The sequence below is a fragment of the Mucilaginibacter aquariorum genome, from assembly GCF_024498135.1.
In the GTDB taxonomy this organism is placed as follows: Bacteria; Bacteroidota; Bacteroidia; order Sphingobacteriales; family Sphingobacteriaceae; genus Mucilaginibacter; species Mucilaginibacter aquariorum.
On the sequence record NZ_JANHOH010000001.1, the window covers coordinates 1,671,533 to 1,693,350 of the forward strand.

At 42.4% G+C, this 21,818-nt stretch carries 13 protein-coding genes; 2 read left to right on the forward strand and 11 right to left on the reverse strand.

From position 1 onward, the window contains the following. Positions 1 to 12: 12 nt before the first annotated feature. From NPE20_RS07215 to NPE20_RS07225, 3 genes are all read right to left on the reverse strand, one after another. Positions 13 to 3,171 (reverse strand): SusC/RagA family TonB-linked outer membrane protein, encoded by a 3,159-nt coding sequence (locus NPE20_RS07215; protein WP_256537938.1) that lies wholly within the window; start codon positions 3,169 to 3,171, stop codon positions 13 to 15. Between the two features lie 273 nt (positions 3,172 to 3,444). Continuing rightward, on the reverse strand, positions 3,445 to 4,800 hold the full coding sequence (locus NPE20_RS07220; protein ID WP_256537939.1) for a Gfo/Idh/MocA family protein: 1,356 nt from the start codon (positions 4,798 to 4,800) through the stop codon (positions 3,445 to 3,447). A 9-nt stretch (positions 4,801 to 4,809) separates the two neighbouring features. Beyond that, positions 4,810 to 5,562, reverse strand: a complete 753-nt coding sequence (locus tag NPE20_RS07225) for a 3-keto-disaccharide hydrolase (RefSeq protein WP_354003224.1) — start codon at positions 5,560 to 5,562, stop codon at positions 4,810 to 4,812. Between the two features lie 548 nt (positions 5,563 to 6,110). Between NPE20_RS07225 and NPE20_RS07230 the strand changes: the two genes are divergently transcribed. Further along, positions 6,111 to 6,887, forward strand: a complete 777-nt coding sequence (locus NPE20_RS07230) for a response regulator transcription factor (RefSeq protein WP_256537940.1) — start codon at positions 6,111 to 6,113, stop codon at positions 6,885 to 6,887. Between the two features lie 21 nt (positions 6,888 to 6,908). Here NPE20_RS07230 and NPE20_RS07235 read toward each other — a convergent pair whose 3' ends face one another. Both NPE20_RS07235 and NPE20_RS07240 read right to left on the reverse strand, forming a co-directional pair. Continuing rightward, complete coding sequence (locus tag NPE20_RS07235) at positions 6,909 to 7,967, reverse strand: glycoside hydrolase family 2 TIM barrel-domain containing protein (RefSeq protein WP_256537941.1); 1,059 nt, start codon at positions 7,965 to 7,967, stop codon at positions 6,909 to 6,911. Between the two features lie 62 nt (positions 7,968 to 8,029). Continuing rightward, positions 8,030 to 9,073 carry a glycoside hydrolase family 43 protein gene (locus NPE20_RS07240; RefSeq protein ID WP_256537942.1) on the reverse strand — a complete coding sequence of 348 codons (1,044 nt, stop codon included), beginning with the start codon at positions 9,071 to 9,073 and terminating at the stop codon, positions 8,030 to 8,032. Between the two features lie 263 nt (positions 9,074 to 9,336). On the opposite strand from NPE20_RS07240, the gene NPE20_RS07245 reads away from it, so the two are divergent. Then, positions 9,337 to 12,474 carry a ligand-binding sensor domain-containing protein gene (locus NPE20_RS07245; protein WP_256537943.1) on the forward strand — a complete coding sequence of 1,046 codons (3,138 nt, stop codon included), beginning with the start codon at positions 9,337 to 9,339 and terminating at the stop codon, positions 12,472 to 12,474. Positions 12,475 to 12,485: 11 nt separating this feature from the next. Here the strand turns inward: NPE20_RS07245 and NPE20_RS07250 are convergent, their stop codons facing one another. The 6 genes from NPE20_RS07250 to NPE20_RS07275 all read right to left on the reverse strand — a co-directional run bounded on the left by NPE20_RS07250 (position 12,486) and on the right by NPE20_RS07275 (position 21,810). After that, positions 12,486 to 13,682, reverse strand: a complete 1,197-nt coding sequence (locus tag NPE20_RS07250; protein WP_256537944.1) for a Gfo/Idh/MocA family protein — start codon at positions 13,680 to 13,682, stop codon at positions 12,486 to 12,488. Between the two features lie 10 nt (positions 13,683 to 13,692). Then, entirely contained in the window at positions 13,693 to 14,697 is a 1,005-nt protein-coding gene (locus NPE20_RS07255) for an FAD:protein FMN transferase (RefSeq protein WP_256537945.1), read from the reverse strand. A 133-nt stretch (positions 14,698 to 14,830) separates the two neighbouring features. Continuing rightward, complete coding sequence (locus tag NPE20_RS07260) at positions 14,831 to 15,871, reverse strand: LacI family DNA-binding transcriptional regulator (RefSeq protein ID WP_256537946.1); 1,041 nt, start codon at positions 15,869 to 15,871, stop codon at positions 14,831 to 14,833. Between the two features lie 207 nt (positions 15,872 to 16,078). Continuing rightward, a complete protein-coding gene (locus tag NPE20_RS07265; protein WP_256537947.1) occupies positions 16,079 to 17,980 on the reverse strand; it encodes an FAD-dependent oxidoreductase in 1,902 nt (633 codons plus the stop codon). 21 nt (positions 17,981 to 18,001) lie between these two features. Next, on the reverse strand, positions 18,002 to 20,014 hold the full coding sequence (locus tag NPE20_RS07270) for an FAD-dependent oxidoreductase (protein WP_256537948.1): 2,013 nt from the start codon (positions 20,012 to 20,014) through the stop codon (positions 18,002 to 18,004). A 116-nt stretch (positions 20,015 to 20,130) separates the two neighbouring features. Further along, positions 20,131 to 21,810, reverse strand: coding sequence for a RagB/SusD family nutrient uptake outer membrane protein (locus tag NPE20_RS07275; protein WP_256537949.1), 1,680 nt, complete (start codon positions 21,808 to 21,810; stop codon positions 20,131 to 20,133). Positions 21,811 to 21,818: the final 8 nt, after the last annotated feature.

A 21,818-nucleotide genomic window follows, 5' to 3' on the forward strand; every position in this document is an offset into this window, starting at 1 on the left:
TTCTATTTATGGTTAGAAAATAACATTAACACCCAACGTAAAGGTTCTTGGCAGGAATGCCGAACCCGGATCAGGTTCAGGGTCACCGTACTCCCAGTTAGGCGAGTAAACTGCCAGGTTTCTGACACCTGCGTTAACTCTTAGCTGACTGATATCTAATTTTTTTGTGAATGCAGATGGCAGCAGATAAGAGAACGACAAGTTATCGAAACGAACGAACGACCTATCTATCACACGCGACGGCGATATATTGCTTGGGTTGGTAGAGTTTAAACGGGCATAAGTATTTGAGGGGTTATCTGGTGTCCAGTATTGCCTGATGTAAGCGTTGCTCCTGTCAACCAAAGCGCCCGGATTATTCCTAAAATCGCCCGAAGTTTGTTTCTGCCCGATGTAAGAATAGAAATTCATCGATATATCCAGGTTGTGGAACAAGGTGAAGTCATGGCGCATGCTCCAGCGGAAACGTGCTTTGCCCGAACCCTGGAAAACCTTATCGGCATTGGTAAATTTACCATCGCCATCAACATCCAGCACTTTAACATCACCCGGTTTTTCGCCATATTTAGCGGCTGCCTCTTCTTCACCTTTTTGCCAGATGCCTAAAACTTTATATGTCCAGATAGAATTAATATCACGGCCTATGAACCAGCCGTTGTTACTATCGTCATTCTCAACAGACGATACTACATTCCCACTTTCGTCCAGCACATCGGTATAGGCATAATAAAGATGCTTGATCTTATTCCTGTTCATATAAAAGCCTACATTAACATTCCACTGAAAGTTCGGCGTTTTCATAACAACTCCGTTCAAATTAACTTCTAAACCATCATTAACCACTTCTCCAAGATTGGCGGTTACATTTAAAAATCCGGTAAAATCAGGCAGGTTGCGGTTTACCAATAAATCGGTTGTTGGCATATGGTAGGCATCAATGCTACCGTTTAAGCGGTTATTAAAGAAACCAAAATCAAGTCCTGCATTAAAAGATGCTGTAGATTCCCATTTAAGGTCATGATTGGCCATGCGGTCTACGTATAGCTGGCTCAATTCATTAAGCACACCGGCTGGCGTAACATAAGCGTATTTACCGGTACCTGTTGTTAGGTTGGAAAGCGCCTGGTAAACATTATCTAACGAACGGTTACCTGCTTTACCCCATGATAGCCTTAGTTTTCCTGTAGTCATGGCATCCCAGTGCAGGAATTTCTCATCACTAAAATTCCAGGCGAAACCCAGTGACGGGAATGTTGCCGTTGGATGATTTTCACCAAACGCAGAATAGCCATCGCGCCTGATAGTAGCTGTAAGCATATACTTATCAGCATACGAATAAAATACCCGTGCCATTAATGCATTCCCTGTACTATGCTCATCGTATGTGTGGAGTTTGCTTTTTAATGGGTTTGCCGCATCTATGTTATGAAAACCCAAAGCATCAGTAGGAGAAAAATCGGTACCGGTCATACCATCGAACCAACTTCTATGCTCTTCCGCATTTTGCAGGAGTGTAACTTTTATGCGGTGTTTTTGACTGAATGTTGCATCCCAATTTAATGTATTGTCGATCTGCCAATCAAATCTTTTTTCATTTTCTCTGATCACCTTACCATTATCGCTCCACAATGGGTTTTGCGCAGATTCCCAGTAACGGTTATAAAACCACTGGTAACGAGGCGAATAATTACTATTAAAGGTGATATTAAACGGCAATTTAATGGTACCATATAAAGTAGTATTCAAAACATTGTACCCTTTTTCTAACTGTTTAAACTGGTTATTATAAGCAGTATTTACACCCTGGTTATTGCTGGATCCCATTGGCTGGCCAATCAAATTACCGTCATCATCAACAGGTACCGCATACGGCGAGTTATTGATGATTTGGCCGTTCCAGTCAACCGCTAAGTTACCTTCGCTCCTGTCCTGAAATTTGACGTTAACACCTGTTGTAAACCAGTTGTTTATCTTTTGATCCAGTTTAACACTTGCCCGATACGCATGGTAATTGTCACCTACTACAACACCTTCGTTGTTAAGGTATCCTAAAGACACGTAGTAGTTGGTATTTTTGTTAGAACTTACACCAGATGCGCTTATGCTGTAATCCTGATTAAGCCCGGTTTGAAAAGAGCCTTTATACCAATCATAGGTTTTACCGGCAAAGTAATCTTTACGTTCGTTTTCAAACAAACCTATACGTTGCAGCCACACATCCTGGTCTGATGTACCGTTTATCTCATCATAAGCTCTCCACTGATCATGGGTAATTCCCGCAGCAGCCAAATTCTCGGGTGTAGGATCAATAAACTTTCCCGGCATTGTAAAACCGGAATTACTGTTAAACAGGTCCTGGCGATATTTCAGATATCCGGCGGCATCATAAACGCGCCGGTTTTTGCCCATAGTGACAAGGCCAGTATTGGCCGAAAAACTTATGGTTGGCTTTTCTGTTTTACCCTTTTTTGTCGTAATAATAATAACGCCATTTGCCGCTTTTGAACCATAAATAGCGCCGGCCGAAGCATCTTTCAATACATCTACCTGTGCAATATCCAGGGGGTTTATCTCAGAAAGTTCGCCAAAAAATATTACACCATCTACTACTAACAATGGAGAGTTATTTGCCAGTAACGACCGTTGCCCACGCAATGCTATATCGCCGCCACCTTTGGCCGAGTTGCTTTGCCCAACCACTAAACCCGGGATACCGCTTCTAAGTATATCTTGTACTGAACGCGGCGCTTCTTTCTCCAGCTTGTCTGTTTTAAGGGTGGAGATAGACCCTGTCAGATCTTTTTTCTGCGCGGTGCCATAACCTATTACAACAACCTCATTCAAGTCTTTATGTATGCCCGAGAGCTTGATTTTCATAGGTTGGGTAGCATCCGCCTTTATTGTAAAAGATGTATAGCCCATACTTTTAAACTCCAGCGTGCTGTTGGGCGGCGCACTTATCTTAAATATACCGTTAACATCAGCAGCTACACCAATACTGGTGCCCACCACCAGTACTGTTGCGCCAACAAGAGGCTCTCCTGTATTTGCATCGGTAATTTCACCCGTAATTGTTTGCGACTGCGCAATTGCCTGTTGAAAAAAGAACAGGCATAACATGGTGACGAAAAGTCCATGCAGCAGCCGCAATTTTTTTGTAAAAAAATTCATAAGCATTAAGTTTAATTGGTTTTATAATTGTTGGGAAATGTGATATCTCAGACTTGCTTTATCACAGAAATTGTATTGGTCATTATTCTTTGCTGTAAACGGTACTTACAGACTTAATTTTAACTGTGTAAATTTTTCTCATACTCTAAATAATTAGTTAATGGATATAATGTGTTATTGATTTACCAGCCGATAAAGCTGATCGTAAAAAGATTGTCACCGGTCAAAGGCGCTTAAATACAACCTTAATAGCCGGCGACAAATTTTTCAACCTCAGTATTTAAAAACCTTTCCGTTCACCATCACCTCTTGTTTTGTTTCATCAAAGGTGGCCTTACCACCAGTGTGCACAGCAGCGTTGGTCATGATGTTGGCAATGGAATGATGGTAACCCGCCTCAACAGGTGCATTCGGCTCTTTACGGCTACGGATGCACTCCAGCCAGTTACGCATATGGTTTGAGCTGAGCGCATCTGCGCCGGTATTGGCTGATGCTATCACAGATTCGGTATTAGGCAATTTTACCTCGGGTAGTAAATTGGCATGCATGTGCATGGCCGATGCCGCTCTTTCCTTTAAGCCGCCTTGCGGTGATACCGTGTTGGTGATCAGGTTAAGTTCGCCACCGTTTGAGTAATAGATCTCGGCCGGGTGCTCATCGCCGTTATGCATGCGTGATGAAAATATCACCTGGAAGCCTTTGCTAGTATCATTCAGCGGACCATAATCAAATACAGCGGTGGTGGTATCCCAGTTACGGCGTCCGTCTTTCCACTGATAAATGCCTCCGTTTGCTGTTACGCTGCGCGGATGGGGCAAGCCGGTAAACCAATGCACAGTATCTATCTGATGGCTCATCCACTGTCCCGGCATACCAGAAGAGTATGGCCAGAACAAACGATACTCCAAATAAATTCTTGGGTTAAAAGGTTCATAAGGACGGTTCAGGATGAAGCGCTTCCAGTCGGTATCTTGTTCTTTGAGTTTGGCTACCAGGTCGGGCCTGCGCCAGCGGCCGGGCTGGTTTACATTCCAGGTAAGCTCTACCATGGTAATATCGCCAAACTTGCCTTGTTTGATAAACTCGGCAGCAGCCTGATAGTTTTGCCCACTGCGGCGCTGCGAACCAATCTGCAGGATCTGTTTTGATGAACGCACAGCTTTTAAGGCAGCACGGGCATCGTCCATTGTTTCTGCAAAAGGTTTTTCGCAATACACATCTTTTTTATTGTGAACCGCTTCTATAGCATGTGAGGCATGTGCAAAATCGGGCGAACTGATGATCACCGCGTCAAGGTCTTTCAGGCTATACAATTCATCGTTATTCCGGCAAGCGGTAATATCGTGCCCTATCTTATTTTTAATATGTGCCGTGCCCAGGTCGCGGCGATAGCTCCACAGGTCAGACAAGGCTACAATATCAAAGTTGAGTTCCTTGTTATGATTCAAAAAACAAGGGAACAGGGTATCTTTGAATCGATCTGAAAAACCTACCACGCCAACCCGCACCCTGTCGTTTGCGCCAATAATATTGCCATAGCTTTTTGCCGACATGCCCATAGTACCTACATAAGTACTCGCTGCAGCAATAGCCGATTTTTTTATAAAATCACGTCTTGTTGTTTCCATGCCGTTGTCTTAATTAAGTTCTTTGATCTTGATGTTGCGGTATGATACTCTGTTTCCGTGATCCTGCAGCAGGATGTGCCCTTTAGGAGCTACGCCGAAGTTTTCCCATTTTTTGTACTTACTAATGGCAACCAGATCTTTAAATTCTTTTGATCCGCGCTCATACTCCAACACCTTTACACCATTAAGCCAGTGCTCTACGTGATTATTGGGGTAAACCCTTATCTCACCACTGTTCCACTCACCAATGGGTTTAATAACCGAGGCCGGTTTGTTAGAAGGGATAAGGTCATACAAGGAAGCCAGCTTACGGTCGCCATTGCGGCCAAGCTTAGCGTCGGGATGGCGGTCATCGTCAAGCACCTGGTATTCAAGGCCAATGCCGGATAGCTCCGTTTTTTCTTTTTCGGTTACAAAATATTTGATGCCGCTGTTAGCACCTTCAGTCAACTTAAAATCAAACTTTAAAATAAAGGCCGAATATTCTTTATCGGTTACAATATCGCCGCCCATTCCTTCTTCCTTACCATTGGAGCCCTGGATAGTTAATATACCGTCCTGCATCATCCAGCCTTTCTGTGGAAATTTATCTTTGAAAATACTGCGCCATCCTGCGCCAGTATTACCGTCCCACAGCAGCTTAAAACCTTCCTTCTTTTCCTGTGCACTAAGCGTATTAAGCTTTTGTGCCAAGGCAGGGGTGATGGCCGCAAGAAACCCTAATTGTAACAGTGCTAAAAATGTAAATCGTGTTGTTCTCATTGATCTTTTATTGTTATTAAAATTTAGTTCGTATTAATTCATCGCCAAACGATGGCGTTTAACTAAAAATGCAAATTCAATTGATCATCTATCGCTATAATGTAGCACAGATACAGTCTATTGCAAGGGCATTCTTAAAAAATGTACAACGATTTTTGGTTTATAATTGTCGTGGCGCTTATGGTTGTATCACATAATGCCAATCGTGTTTGAGGGCTAATTTAGACTATGGGGTATAAATAAACTGTTCAATCTTTTGTCGATTTGTCTCATTAATTATGCGATAAAAACACTCAAGATATATTGTAATAAATACTTCCAGATTAAAGGCTGTTGAGATACGAACCTATTTTATCCCTCACAAACATCATCAACATAGTTTACGAGTGATTTCTAGATCGTCAATTGTTTTTTGCAGTTCCGGATAAACATGTACCCAATTATCAAATTGGTCAAAGTTTGGTTGTTTTGTCTCATTTCTCGGCTTAGGTAATTATCTTCGTTATTTGAATTTAATTTAGGGACCGCGAAAAACTAAGATATAAGCCATGAACGACAGCATACTAATAGTTGATGATAACGAAGATATCCTGGAGTTTTTGTCTGAAGTACTGGGCGACAATTACCAGTTGCATCTGGCATTAAATGGTTCGCAAGCGCTTGATGTTCTTGGTAAACAAATGGTAAGCCTGGTAATTAGCGACATTATGATGCCCGGCATTGACGGCTTTGAGCTTTGCCATACCATAAAATCAAATGTAAATTATTGCCATATACCCATAATTTTGCTCACCTCAAAAAACACCTACAAAGCTCAAATAGATGGTTTGGAGGCAGGTGCCGATGCATACATCAGAAAGCCCTTTTCGCCGGAGTTTTTAGAACTGCAGATTGCCAACCTGCTCAAAAACCGGTTAAAAATAAAAGAGCATTTTACCAGTTCGCCATTTGAGGACGTAAGGGTAATGGCCCATACCAAAACTGATGAATTATTTTTGAAGAAGCTGGACGATTATATACGTACAAACCTGCGCGATACTACAATGGATGTAGACAAGTTGGCCGAACATATGCATATGAGCCGGCCTACGTTTTACCGTAAGATAAAGTCCCTTTCTTCCCTATCGCCTAAAGAGCTTATTGATATTACCCGCCTTAAAAAAGCAGCCGAACTGATCATTCAGAACGAGCATACGATGGCCGAGGTTGCACGTTTTGTTGGCTATAGTTCACAAAGTGTTTTTGGAAAAAACTTCCAAAAACACTTCAGCATTGCACCTACAGATTACCTGGAATCGTTAACTAATAATAAACCCAGACAATAATTTCAAACGTTATTGTAATACTTATTTAACGGCTGTTATTTGTTTGATGGCTTTTACCTCCTCGGCACTAAACGGGGTTCCGTCTTTACGGAAAACATCATGAAACCATAACTCGGGCTCTTTGCCACTCGCAACCGGTGTATCCCAGGCAAAAATGGTGTTGGTTTTGCCAGAAACAAAACCCCAGTTTATCGCTGCTATTTTTTCTGATTTTAAAACGGGCATAATGGTTTGAAAAAGGCTGCCGTTTCTGCGGGCCATATATTCGGTACACAATAATGGCCTGTTATACTTTTTTAACTCTTCGATCTTCTTTTTATGAGAATCGATATAGGCATAGTTATGATAATTGATCACATCAGAATTTTCTAACTGAAATTTGTTCAGGTCATCAAACGGCTTTCCCCAGTTCCATACCCCCGAACTAAGCGGTTGAGATGGATTGATTTGGCGGGCCCACGAAAAAACGGCCTTTAACAGGGGTAAGCTTTGATTAAGATATTTACTGTTACCCGGTTCGTTATAAAGATCCCACATCAGAACGCGGTCATCGTTCCGATGTGCAGACACAACATCTTTAACATAACTTTCGAGCATTTTTAAGCTGTCCGGGTTATTACGGATATCGGTGCCCGGGTCGCGAACCCAGCCGCTGTTATGTACCCCCACTTTGGGTTCCGGTTGTTTGCCGGCATGGTATTCGTCGTTCCAGCAATCATCAAAAAATACCAGAATAGTTTTTATACCATGTTTATTGGCTATGGTTAGATATTCATTTAGCCGTCTTTTAAACCCTTCCTTGTCCGATGTCCACAATACGTGGTGTAAGAATACCCGCATCGCGTTAAAGCCGAGCCCCTGGGCCCAGCCTAATTCCTTATCAATTGTTTGAGGATCAAAAGTGGCCGCCTGAAACATCTCCAGTTGATTAATAGCGGTGCTTGGCTGATAATTGCATCCACGAAACCACGGTTGCGATGCGTACCATTTATTGGCCTTGCTTGCGGTCCACATTTTATTTTGGGCATTTACGAACTGCGTTGCTAATAATAGCAACGGTATGAAAAGTAGTTTTCTCATATTCAATATAGTTTTGTTATTGGTTTCTTTGGATTAATAGAAAAAAGGCTGCCCTCGTTTGCCTACCCGGCAGGTACAGCTAATGGTGTTCCATTTTTAACGGGCACTCCAAAATCAGGCGACCCATCTTTTTTCCAGGTAAACTTTTGCATCCGGGGCGATCTTTTGTTACCACAACCGCATCCCGGGGCTGGGTTAGCATGATAAATTATCCAGTCTTCCTTACCATCCGGCGATTTAAAGAAGCTGTTATGGCCCGGTGCGTATACGCTATTTTCTTTACTTGTTTGAAAAACAGGTTGAGGTGATTTTTTCCATGATTTTGGGTCCATCAGATCTGCTGGAAATTTTGCGGTAAGCATGCCCAATGCGTAGTGATCTGTCCAACACCCGCTGGCCGAATAAATCAGAAACAGCTGATTCTCGTGCTTCAGTATTTCGGGGCCCTCATTTACATTAACATGCGACGGATTATCCGCGTTGTTCAAATCTCCAAATTTTTCCCATTCAAATTCAGGCCCGGATAATTTCACCCTATCGCCGATAATAGTAAAGGGATCCCGCATTTTTGCAATGTAAATGTTTTGCTGACCGTTTGTGTCGCCTTCCCAACCAGACCAAATCATATAAAGTTGCCCACGGTTTTCAAAAACGGATGCATCAATTGCCCACTTATTTGTCTCGTCTCCCAACTGGCCTTTGAATGTCCACTCCCCTTCCAATGGGTCGCGCGATGGATTTTCAAGTACATATAACCTGTGGTTTGCATTTTTACCATCATCCGCGGCAAAATACATGTACCATTTACCTTGTAAGAAGTGTAGTTCCGGAGCCCAGATATTTTTTGAATAGGGAGTATTAACCGGTGGTTTCCAGATTGTTTTATGAGGCGCGGTAGTTAAACCGGGCATTGTTTTGGTTTTCCATATCTCCAACCGGTTCCCGGTAGAATTGGTGTAGTAATAAAACCCGTCGTGATAGATCACCCAGGGATCGGGGCCACCAGGAAGGACAGGGTTGGTAAATGTGCCCGAACCCGGTTCCTGTGCATAAGAACAAGACAGTGTGATGTTTACAAAGCAAAAAAATAACAATAGATATTTCATAGTGGCTGATCTGCAATACTGGCATCAATATTAACTGTTAACAAAACTCCAAACTGTTCAATCTTTTGTCGATTTGTCTCAATCTTATAATCGCCAGTACATGAATAGGACTTAACTTGCTGATATTAAATACTTAAGCAATTAGGGCTAGCTCTGTTTTTTATGCCAGTCTTAAAAAGGGATTTATAACCATGCCGTTTATGTTATATTTGGTTCAACTGATTATGCGCCCTGTTTTTCGATATATTTTCTTTAATATCATCATGCTATTTATAGCATCGGTGTGCAATGGGCAATCTTATTATTTTAAGCATTACCAGGCCGATGATGGGTTAGCACACAATTCGGTAACATCCATCATACAGGACAGTAAAGGGTTAATATGGATCGGAACGCGGGGCGGACTAAACCGTTTTGACGGTTATACTTTTAAAAGTTACAAGAACAAAGCAAACAAATTTGGCAACATCGGTAATAATATCATAACCGCTATTTCAGAGGATAAAAAGGGAATGCTCTGGATTGGTACAGGTAAGGGTATTTTTAAGTACGACCCCTATAAAGAAGTTTTCACCCCACTTGAAATTGCCCCGCAGGTATACACCAACCGCCTGCTTATAGATAGCGAAAATAATGTCTGGTTCCTGGCTAATTCCTCCCTGTACAAATACGATCAGACAAAGAAAAAAATGGATGATCTGAAAATACAGGCATCTTGTATGGCATTCGATCAAAACGGAGATTTATGGACAGGGGATGATGATGGGGTGGTCAGTATCTATAATCCGCGCAGCAAATCCATTAATAAAGTCAGGATAATTGATCAGAATGTCCCGGCATATTTGCGGTCCATCACCAAGATACTTCCTATCAACGGGAATGAAACACTAATAGGCTGTTTTAAGCAGGGATTAAAAAAATACAATACTAAAACCGGGGTAATTACATCACTACCGCTTCATACTGATGAGAACACCGATATTTATGTACGTGATATTACTGCCAGCAGCGATCACGAATACTGGGTAGCTACCGAATCGGGCATTTATATTTATAACCTGGCCAATAACACAAGCCTGCACTTAAAAAAACGCGGTGGTGACCCTTATTCTATCGCAGATAATGCCGTTTATAGTATATGTAAAGATAACCAGGGCAGCATGTGGGTAGGCACTTTTTTTGGCGGTGTAAATTATTACTCGACAGAGAATGCACGATTTGAAAAATACTATCCGCTGCAGGGCACTAATTCTATATCCGGTGATGCGGTTCGCGAGATAAATTCTGATAACAACGGTAATTTATGGATTGGTACTGAAGATGCCGGTATCAATAAACTTGATTTAAAAACAGGAAATTTCACCACGTATACTACAACCGGAAAAAAAGGGGAAGTATCTTATCCCAATATACATGGTTTACTGGCCTTGGGTAACCAGCTATTCATCGGTCCATTTTTTCATGGTTTGGAAATAATGGATATGCGCACAGGCCTGGTAACCGATCGTTTTAACCTTATTGGCGAAAAAAACGACAAGATCAGTGATTTTGTCCACTCTATCTATCTTACAAAAGATAGCACCCTGCTCATTGGTACTGCATACCGTGGTTCGGGCTTGTTTAGTTACGATAGAAAACGCAAAACATTTAGCCGTATTAAACAGATCCCCCGTAACTCTTATGTTTTTGACATTCAGGAAGATGAAGAGGGTAATATCTGGACCGGCAGCGTATCCCGGGGTGCGTTTTATTATAATCCTAAAACCGGCAAACATGGCAATATCCGCTTTGGCGATACGGTAAAAAACAAAATCATCAACGAATTCGCTGTACATGCTATTCTTGAGGACAGTAATCACGCTATGTGGTTTGCTACCGACGGCGGCGGTTTAATAAAGTTAAGCCCGGACCACAAAACCGTTAAAAAATTCACAACAGGGAACGGTTTGCCAAGCAATGTGATATTTGGTATTTTGGAGGATAACTCGAAACACTTATGGGTAAGCTCGCTAAAAGGGTTGATCTGCTTTGATCTGCGCACCGAAAAATCTAAAACTTTTACGCAATCTAACGGCCTCATAACAGATCAATTCAACTATAATTCGGCCTACAAAAACGCAAACGGTAAAATGTATTTTGGATCGGTTAAAGGAATGATCGCATTTGACCCGGCCGAATTTGACCAGAAAGATGCGTCCCCGCCCATTTATATCACCGGGTTTCAAGTAAACAATAAAGACATTGTACCTAATGACAATGAAAGCCCCCTTACCAAATCTATTTTATTTACGGATACCATTGTACTGGTTCATGATCAAAACAATTTCAGTATTGAGTTTGCAGCGCTAAATTATTCCTCGCCCAAGGTTACCAGGTATAAATATTTGATGAAGGGCTTAGACAAAGACTGGACGTATCTTAACAGCAACCGCAATGCCTATTTTACAGACCTGGCGGCGGGCAGTTATACATTTATTGTGCGCGCAGAAAGTAATGTTGGCAGTTGGACCGGTAAGGAACGCCGTATATTCATTAAAATTTTACCGCCTTTTTGGGAAAGCTATCCTGCTTATTTCTTTTACCTGCTCCTGTTAGGTGTCAGCCTGTATTTATCAATCCGCTACTACCATCGTTACCTGGAGCGCAAAAACCTGAATAAACTGCAGTTATTTGAACACGAGAAAAAGAAAGAAATTTACGAAGCAAAAATTGAGTTTTTCACCAACATAGCCCACGAGATACAAACACCTTTAACTTTAATTGCAGGCCCTATAGAAAGGTTAATAAAGAAAACCGAGGACCTGCCTGCTATCAAAAAAAGTTTGCTGATGGTTGATAAAAATGCTAAACATTTAGCACAGTTGACCGGGCACCTCCTTGATTTCCGTAAAACCGAGATGAACCAGTTTGGGTTAAATTTTGTGAATGTTGATATTACCAACTTACTAAAAGAGCAAATTGCTGCGTTTAAGCAGGAAGCCGAAAAAGCCAATATTAGTTTGAATCTGGAGGTTCCTAAAAATCATGTAATTGGATTTGTTGACAGGGAAGCTTTGATGAGGATATTTAGTAACCTTATCTCAAACGCTATTAAATATGCGGCAACTAAAGCTACTGTATCAATAGCGCCATTTAATGTTACAGACGAATCATTCACTATCAGTTTTGGCAACGATGGCAAGGGCATACCTGATGAATTTACTGAACGGATCTTCGAGCCCTTCTTTAGATTGCGTGGCAATGAGCGCCCGGGCACAGGCATTGGGTTATCATTAGCTAAATCGTTAACAGAACTGCATAGCGGATCTTTAAAACTAATATCAGGCCACACTAATAAAATTGTTTTTGAATTAACGTTACCGGTGCATCAACAATTCGAGTTTAAACTAAGTGGCCGGTAGGCGAAATAAGTTTATAACATATAGCTTTTATCCCAGGTGCTTATCTTTCTTTCGTATAGTGATTGATTGGCCAGGTGCACACTAATAGCCGTGCGGGCGCCGGTAAACACATTACTATCGGGCAGTTCTTTGGCTTGTACTTTGGCATAAAAATCTTTGAAAGCATACCAGGTACCGTCTTTAGTAGGCTCGGGTAAGATGGGGGTTCCACCCTCTTTGTTCCACATGATACGCGTTGCACCGGTTACGCCATCAATCGTTCCCTTTTCCTTCAATAACTTTTTCTCGGGGAAGAACATCCCCTGGTCTGTTAATAAGGATACCGTACCAAGCGTCCCTTTTATCTTAAACAGATAGCCATCGTGCGCGTTACCACACATGGCGCCAAAGTTGCCTATCAGGCCCAGATCCGGATAACGCATCATCACCTGTACATTGTCGTAAGTTTCGCGCCCGTCTTTAAAAACATCTATCCCACCTGTGGCAAAAAACTCCTGAGGATGTGTGTCAAAAATCCAGTTGATAAAATCAATCTGATGCGAAAGCAGTTCGGCCATAAGGCCGCCCGAGTATTCTTTATACATGCGCCAGTTGATGGCACGTTCCAGAGATGCGTTTGGCACCGGGCGGCGCCAGTCACCGTTACGGTCCCAGCGGCAATCAACCTGCGTTACTTTGCCCAAAAATCCTTTATTAACCATTTCCTTAACCCGGTAATATAAAGGCGAATAGCGGTACTGGTGCCCTACCTGTAATACCTGTTTGCTGCGCCCGTCCATAAGTTTTACCAGGTCAAGCGCCTGCTCAATATTATAGGTCATGGTTTTTTCCAGGTACAAATGCCGGCCGCTCTTGATCACGTCGGTAGCTATCGGGTAGTGCAAATTTAGCGGTACTGCAACTATCACGGCGTCTACATCTTTATCGTCAAGCAGTTTGCGATAATCGGCATAGGCTTTCAATACACCGTTTTTACTGAGCTTTTGCGCGGCTGCGAGCCTAAAATCTAGCACGTCGCAAATGGCTGTGATCCGGAACATATCTGGCAATCCATTCAAAATATGCATAATGCCGGTACCACGGTCGCCGCAGCCAATCACCGCTATTTTTATGGGGTTAGGTACAAGATTAGCAGCAATCAGGTTATTGCTCAATACCAGGCCACCGGCCACAAGTCCGCTATTTTTTAAGAATGTCCTTCTTTCCATTTGTTCAAATCTAATTTTTATTTTTAAAACCCGATGTAACGGTATCAGCAACCAAACCGTCAGCTTTCCGATAAACAATATACGCGCCCATATCTTTCCTTTTTGCAAGAAATGCAAGTGTACGTTTTAAGCCCATCACCATAAAACCATTGTCAAAACCATCGGCAGTAATAGCATCCCGGGCATAAACGGTAACGCTGATCATCTCGTTCTGCATGGGGAAGCCCGTAAGTGGATTCATAAGATGAGAAACCTGTTTCCCTCCGGCTTTGTGATGCTTGCGGTAATTACCGGAAGTGGTAATGGCACCATCGCCGGGCTCAATCACCTTGCGCATGGGTTCGGGATTCAAATCATTCCCGCTGATGCCTTCTATGCCCACTTTAAAAGGTTCGTTGTTGGGCTTGCGTCCTTTTATGCGCAGCTCGCCTCCAAGTTCAATCAGGTAATTGCTGATATGATTACGTTCCAGCAACAACGCCAGCAGATCTACCGAATAACCCTGGGCAATCCCATTCAGGTCCAGCTGTACAGCCGCGCTCTTTTTGTGTAAATAACGTCCTTTCAGGTAAATTTTATCTATGCCTATATTTTTCAGCAGGGTTTTGATTTCGTTTTTGTTGGGATACCTGGTGGGCTTCACAACACCAAATCCCCAAGCATCAACCAGGGGTTTTACTGTTGGGTCTACCAGCCCGCCTGTCGCCTTGCTTATCTGGATTGCCCTGGTAACCAGCACCCTAAAAGGTTCATCTATTTGAATACCTTTTGCAGAGCGGTTAAATTGGCTGATCAACGAATTAGGATCATAAAGTGATACTGACCGGTCAAAACGCTTTAGCAGACTGTCGGTTTGCGCTATGCTGACTAAACTGTCAGCCGCGTAGTAAATAATGCTATAGGTTGTGCCCTGCGCAAAGCCTTTCAGTTCGAAACGCTGTAATGGCCTTTGCCGGGCCGAGGCGCATAATATAATTACAACGATACCTGTCAGAAATAAAAGTTTATTCTTCACTGTTTAACATCTAAAATCCTTATCGTTGGGTTTATAACAACTCAAAGTAAAAGAATGAAAATTTTATAATTTGTTCAACCTTTGGTTGATTTGTCTCATTTATCTGAAGATTTAATATCGATCGTAGAAAACATCAAACCTGAATAGATACGGATGATGATTCTCTTACAATCAATTGCATTGGCAAAACAACGGTTTCAAATTCAGTTACAGCTTTTTTACTTTTCACCAGGCTTAACAACAGCCTGGCGGCTTTTTGCCCCATTAAAAACCCGGGCTGGAATACGCTGGTTAACGGAGGGGCTAATACCGCTGCAAAACTGCTGTTTGTAAAACCTATCACCGCCATCTGGCCGGGTATTTTTATGCCAAGTTTATTGAGCAGTAAAAGCACTGTTGATGTTATCGTGTCTGATGTGGCAAATATAGCATCAGGCCTGTCGGGCAGTTGGAGCAGTTCATGCACTGCACGCTCTATTTCCGCAACATTGTTATTGGTATACGAACAGTGCTTAATATAATCTGCTGTTACCTGTGTTTTGTTTTGGGCATGCGCTTGCCTGTATCCATTAAGGCGATCTGTAGTTATTGATAACCCCTCGGGACCCGTGATATGCGCAATTCGGCTGTAATTGTTATCAAACAAATGCTGTGTGGCATTTAGCGCGCCCTGAAAATTATCAGTTACCACTTTATGCGTGTCTATCTGGTCGCTTACACGGTCAAAGAAAACCATGGGCAAGCCTTTGGATCGTAAATTTTCCAGATGAGATACATCAAAAGTTTCGGACGATTGTGAGATCAATAGGCCATCTATAGCACGATGTGTAAGCTGCTGAATACTTTTCACCTCCATATCATATGATTCGTGCGTTTGCGCGATGATCACTGTAAACCCTTCATCATGTGCAACAGATTCAATGCCGTCAATTATTTGCGCAAAAAACTGGTTTTGGATACTGGGTATAACAATTCCTATTGACAAGCTGGAACCAAACTTCAAACTTATAGCGTTTGGGTTTGGCCGGTAATTATGTTCACGGGCGTACGTTAACACAATTTGCTTTGTCTTTGCACTTATCTCATAACTATCACTTAGCGCCTTTGACACCGTCGAAGCGGATATATTTAACGCTTTGGCTATATCGGTTATGGTAATCGCTTTAAAATTCATAGGTATAACTGTTATTACAAGCAAAGTAAGCCCTCTCCATTAATTTTTGCTTTTGCCGACTTTTGTCATCAAAAATCCTGGCAAGTTACAAATTTCATTATTTGGTTGTTCTTACACCTCTAATAGCATAGTTGTCTTAAATTCGATTCACTTATACCAATAGTTTTGCCTGCCTCGCTGACAGTCTTTCAATCAAAAGCAAGCTGCCTATTTCATTTGTTTATTAATGGATCTATAAATGTCACGCAGCACTTCTCTGCGGGTAGTTGACCCGGCTTTAAATTTCATTTTTAAACCGGAAAGCTTATTCCATACGGCAAGTTGTTGCCGATCAACAACTGCGTCCAAGTGAGCTTCCCAATCGGGCAAATAGCCTTTCAAGCCCATAAATTGAACCATCTTGAAATCCGGGTTCGATGAGTCGATATCTTTGTAATACATCAGCGTGGCTTTTTGATCGATCAGCAGATTCTGTAATTGTTCATTTTTTACATCTCTTATACGGGTATGACCATCAATTGCCAATGAAGCGGCTACACCGGCGGCTTGCCCGAGGGCCATCCAACATGGCTCCATACGTATAGTAGAAAAGCCGATGTGGCTGCCCGATACCGGCACCGGAAGAATCAAATTATCTACCTGTTTTGGAACCATTACACCCAACGGTACTGTATACACAGCTGTGGGATAACTGATAAAGCCATCAAGGTGTATTTTACCCGGCTCCCGCTTTCTTACAGCATGCGAATCAAGGGCGTAATGGCTTGCCGTAACACTGGATGGATGCGCAGGCGGGCGTTTACCCGGCGAAACAGGCATTGCATCACGCGCGGTAAAAAAGTACATAGCCTCAAAACGGCGACCTTCCCTTATGTACACTTGTCGGGGGAAGTGCTCGTTATCGTTATACTCATCTTTGGCCAAGCCCCACTCTTTTGTCGCTTTGCGAAAGCTTTCCGGGAGTTCTTTTTCATTTTGTGCAAAGTAGATAAGCCCGAGGGTGTATTCTTTTAATCGCTGTGCAAAAGCATCGCGCCAGGCCCAATCAGATGTAGGCCATGGCCAGTTCTCTTCCGGCAGATCAGTAGAAATAAACGACATATGCTGATTATTGCCATCAGTTTTATGGTTAGGCAAGGCTACCATATTGGTTATTTTCCCAATCCCCCATCTATCGCCCGGTATTTTGGTTGTGCCGCCGTTTGCAAGGTTTTTACGGTTTTCTTTCATCATTGCAGTGGTAACCTGCTGCATTTGTACACCCGTGTTATTACCTGTCCAAACATCTTCAATCATCGAAACATACTCGTCCCTGTTATATTTTAGTGGTTTTTCAATTGGCACACTGTTCGATGGATCATTGGTAAGGCATATCCTGTAGTTATATGACTGTACTGCATTATCTGCCTGATAGGTGCTACCGTTGCCTTCTTCTCCTCCCCAATATTTATAAACGCGGCCAGCTCCCGGCTCGTTAAATTCACTTTTACCTTCGCGGCCCACTCTAAATGGGATGTTGGCAGCCGCGCCAAGGTCGCCTTCATACGTTGCATCTATAAAAACACGCCCTTCATAGCTTTCGATTTTCCTGGTGTCTCTGTTTAATATACTGATACGGGATATTCTGCCATTCGATATCTGGATATTCTGTGGCTCGGCATCAAACTGGCACATTTTAAGAACTGTTATTTTATCTACATGCTCTGCCAGCATTTGTCCAAATATTACCTCGGCGACTGAAGGCTCAAAGTGATAGCCGTCGCTGCATGCTTTAACCTGCTCAGACAACGCTCCATATTTGTCGGTATAGTATTTTTTAACACGTGTAACAAATTCTGTAAATAAGCCTGTAGTAGCGCCGCGTGTGGCAATATCAGTTGCACCCAAACCATTGGCAGGTAACCCGCCTACATGCGAGGTGCGTTCCAGTATAAGTGAAGTTTTCCCTAACCTGGCCGATGAAATAGCCGCCATGATACCAGCCGGTGTGCCGCCAACAATCACCAGGTCGTATTTTTTTGTGACCAGGTCGGATTGTGCCTTAACAACAGTACAAAACGCGATGCTAATTAAAAGCAATACTTTAATCTTCAATTGAGCTATGTTCATTATGGTAGTATTGTTAATGATTTATCTGACAGGAACAAAAAGGACGGCATCAGCAATAATAGCCCCATCTGCATTTTTATTTGAAACCTGTACGTAAGCTTTTTTCCCAATAGATAACTTATAAGATCCTAATGAGATCCACTCGCCCGAGGTTTGGCCCTGCACCTGGATATCTGCCTGGTTTATTATTTTTTCTGTAGCTTTTTGCCCATCGTAAACGGTAATGACTGTTTTAGTCGAACCGTTTTTTGCTTTTGGGAAATAAGAATAAACGTGGTAAGTGCCGTCTTTAACCACTTCGGGTGTAAATTTAACCGAGCCGGCTGTTACCGCTTTGGAAGTATCTACCAAAAAAGATGGCCCGTAACCGCCGTTTTTCTCAGTTTTCCAATTGCCGGTTACTTCTGCATTGGTGTCTCCGTTATCAACCAGTAGTTCTGGTGTACTGCCATCTGCAAGCGGATTGTTTTTTAATATGCTCTGCACATCGGTTACATTTACTTGTTGTATAGCTATCTTTTTATCGATGGCCTGGCAGGCAGCTACCGCGGCAGATTGCCCCAAAACCATAAACACAGGCTCCATACGGATAGAACCATAGGCGATATGCGTGGCTGACAAACATACCGGAACAAATAAATTAGCCGCTTCTTTTTCTTTTGGGATGATTGCCCTGTAAGAAATAGGATATGGCCCAAAGCCGCCGACTTCTACATTGCCTTCGTTTTTTACTACCCCATTCACAACCTGGCGGTCGCAATTATGAGAATCCATTGTGTAGGCCGCCATACCAACGCCATCATTGGCTACTTCCTTACCCTGGCAATAATGCTGGGTCATCACCAACTCGCCAATCATTCTGCGTGCTTCGCGGATGTAGAGCTGTGGCGTCCAGTTGTGATTATCAGTAAATTCATCTTTCGGATAACCCCATTTTTGCATCTCGGCCCTTATATTTTCCGGGATACGCGGATCATTCCCTACAAAATACAGCAGGCCTTTTGTGTAATCCTCATGCTGTTTCCAAAGGATGGCCCTTTTATTATAATCGGCGTTGGGGTAATCCCAGTTCATGCCTATCATGTCGGTAGAAAACCCGCCCTTGTTATTGATATCGGTTTTACCATTGGGCATCAGGCTCCAGATAAAAACGTCGCTAAGTGCTTTCCATGGTTTTTTTTCTTTTAGACGTATTAACAGTTCATACTTTTTAGGGTCATAATTCTCCGGTTTGGTAATAGCGATGCGATTTTCGGGCACATTAGTAAGGGTGATACGAAAATTATAGGCCTGGACCTTTTTATCACCTGCGCCTTTTGGTTGTAACTGCAAATTGCCAATCCCCCATAATAAACCACTTTTTGGATCGCCAGGTACAACATATGGGTCTATCCCATCTGGAAACTGATGTCCTTCCATTAACTCCACTCCATTTATGGTTTCGTTATACCGACTATTAGCCTCACGACCAACGGTGTAGGAAACACCTGCCAGCGCCATCAAATCACCCTCGTAAGTACAATCAATAAATACTTTCGCGCTAATAGTTTTGCGATTAGCAACTGTTGGTTTGGCAGTATTTTCAACTACAATTTCACGAAGTTGATTTCCGGCCTTATTTACCTTTATAATACGGTTTTCGTACAAAACACTAAAACCGGCCATCTTCACGTAATCATTGAATATGCCTTCGGCTACTTTGGGCTCAAAAATCCACTGTTCAAATTTTTGATAATGTTCGCCTATGCGGCGGTAAAAGTCTCTGGCCAGGCCGGTCACTACATATTTATTACCAATATCGGTATAACCCAATCCTCCGGTGGTCATCCCCCCTAAATGTTTGCCGGGTTCAATTAATATGACTTTTTTACCCATCCTTTTTGCAGTGTAGGCAGCAATAACCCCGGCAGAGGTCCCGCCATATACACATACATCCGCTTCTATAACGTTTCCCTTTTGTGCTCGGGCATCAGGTATGGTTATAAAACTTAGGGCAACCAATAAAAATGCCACTATCTTTTTATATTTCTTCATAACTATCAGGTTGTCAGTTAATAATATCAGGTTTAAATTGGTAAAGAAAAGCCTGCTGCTGTTTAACAGCAGGCTTTTAAATCACAGTATGCTTTAGGTACCGATGATTTCCCGGCTTAGTAACCCGGATTTTGCGTCAGCTTTGGATTGGTAACGATCTCGATATTAGGAATTGGCCAAAGGTAATCCCTGTTAGAGTTAAACAACCGGGTTTCTATTACACGCATAGCCGCTTTATTAGGTACGTTGTCGTAATTTGCAATACCGTTTGCATCTATAACAGGTGCAGTGGCTAATAATCCCTTAGCTATACGGCCGTAAAATGGCCCCTTCATTGCCTGTTCAGCTATTTTCCATCTACGGATATCAAAAAGCCTTACGCCCTCCATAGCTAGTTCATACATACGTTCTTTGCGTACAATAGAACGAAGTTCGGCTTGTGAAAGCCCCGATTGTATTGCAGGCATATTTACACTTGGCCTTTGGCGAACAGTATTAATAGCATCATAAACGCTTGCATCTATCTGCCCGGCTTCTATTTTAGCCTCTGCATAGGTTAGCAAAACCTCAGCGTATCTTATTAAGATGATATTTAACTCTGAATTGGCCACATCTACTTTGTCAGTTAAATCGACATATTTACGCCAGCAATAACCGGTAAAAGATGCATAAGCGTTTATAGCATCCTGGTTATCTATCCTTGTTGCGGGGTTGGCATTATAATTCCAGCATTTAAGGCTGTCTTTATGTGTTTCAAACTGATAATTAAAATACACAGAACCAGGTAGCGCAATGGTAAAGGCAAGCCGTGGGTCGCGGTTTACAAATGGTTTTGTGGGGTCGTACAAGGGCGATTTATCAATTGTTAAGCCATCAGTACATTCATAAGAATCAACCAATGATTGAGAGGGAACTTTATTGGAGGTACCCTGCCCGTTTCTTGACAATAAGTTGCGGGGCACCGAGTGTGTCCTTTTTGCTGTTTTTAAATACTGTAGGGCAAGAATGATCTCTTTTGAACTTTGACCATTATAAGTGAATAGCCCACCAAAATTTGGATGGAGGCTGTAAGTATTTAAATCCATTACTGCCTTGGCGGCCTCGGCGGCAACATCCCATTTTTGGTTAAACAAGGCGGCGCGTGCTTTAAAGGCAAGTGCCGCACCTTTTGTTGCACGGCCAACATCAGCTGCGCCATAAGTTACCGGCAAATCTTTGGCTGCTTCATCTAATTCGGTTAATACAAAGGTTAACACTTCTTCCTTGGTATTTCTTGGTAACTGTGCATCGTTTAAACTCAGCATTTTTGTTACCAGTGGTACCCCGCCATACAACTCAATTAAGTTTTGATAGGCATATGCCCTGCCAAAGCGGGCTTCCGCAATACACCTGGCATAAGTAGCGGGTGTTGTTACATCTTTTACCTTACTAACATTATCCAGGATAAAATTACACCTTGCAATAAGCTTGTAAAATCCGGTCCACAGACTTAACGCATAATCGCTGTTACTGTCCTGGTTACCTTTTCCTAATGCCTGAAGGCCGCTTGTATTACGGTCCCAGTTAATATCTGTAGTTGCATCTATAGTAGTATTATAGGGCATGGCATCGGTTGGGGTAATGGCCATAGCAGTGTATATACCATTCACAGCCAATATCAATTCATCCTGACTGGTAAAGAAAGATTCATTTGAAGGGCCTGATAAAGGATCTTTATCCAGGTAGTCTTTATTACAAGCTGACCCTGCCAGAAGCAGGATAGAGATTATTAAACAAAACTTTATATTCTTTTTCATTTTTAAAA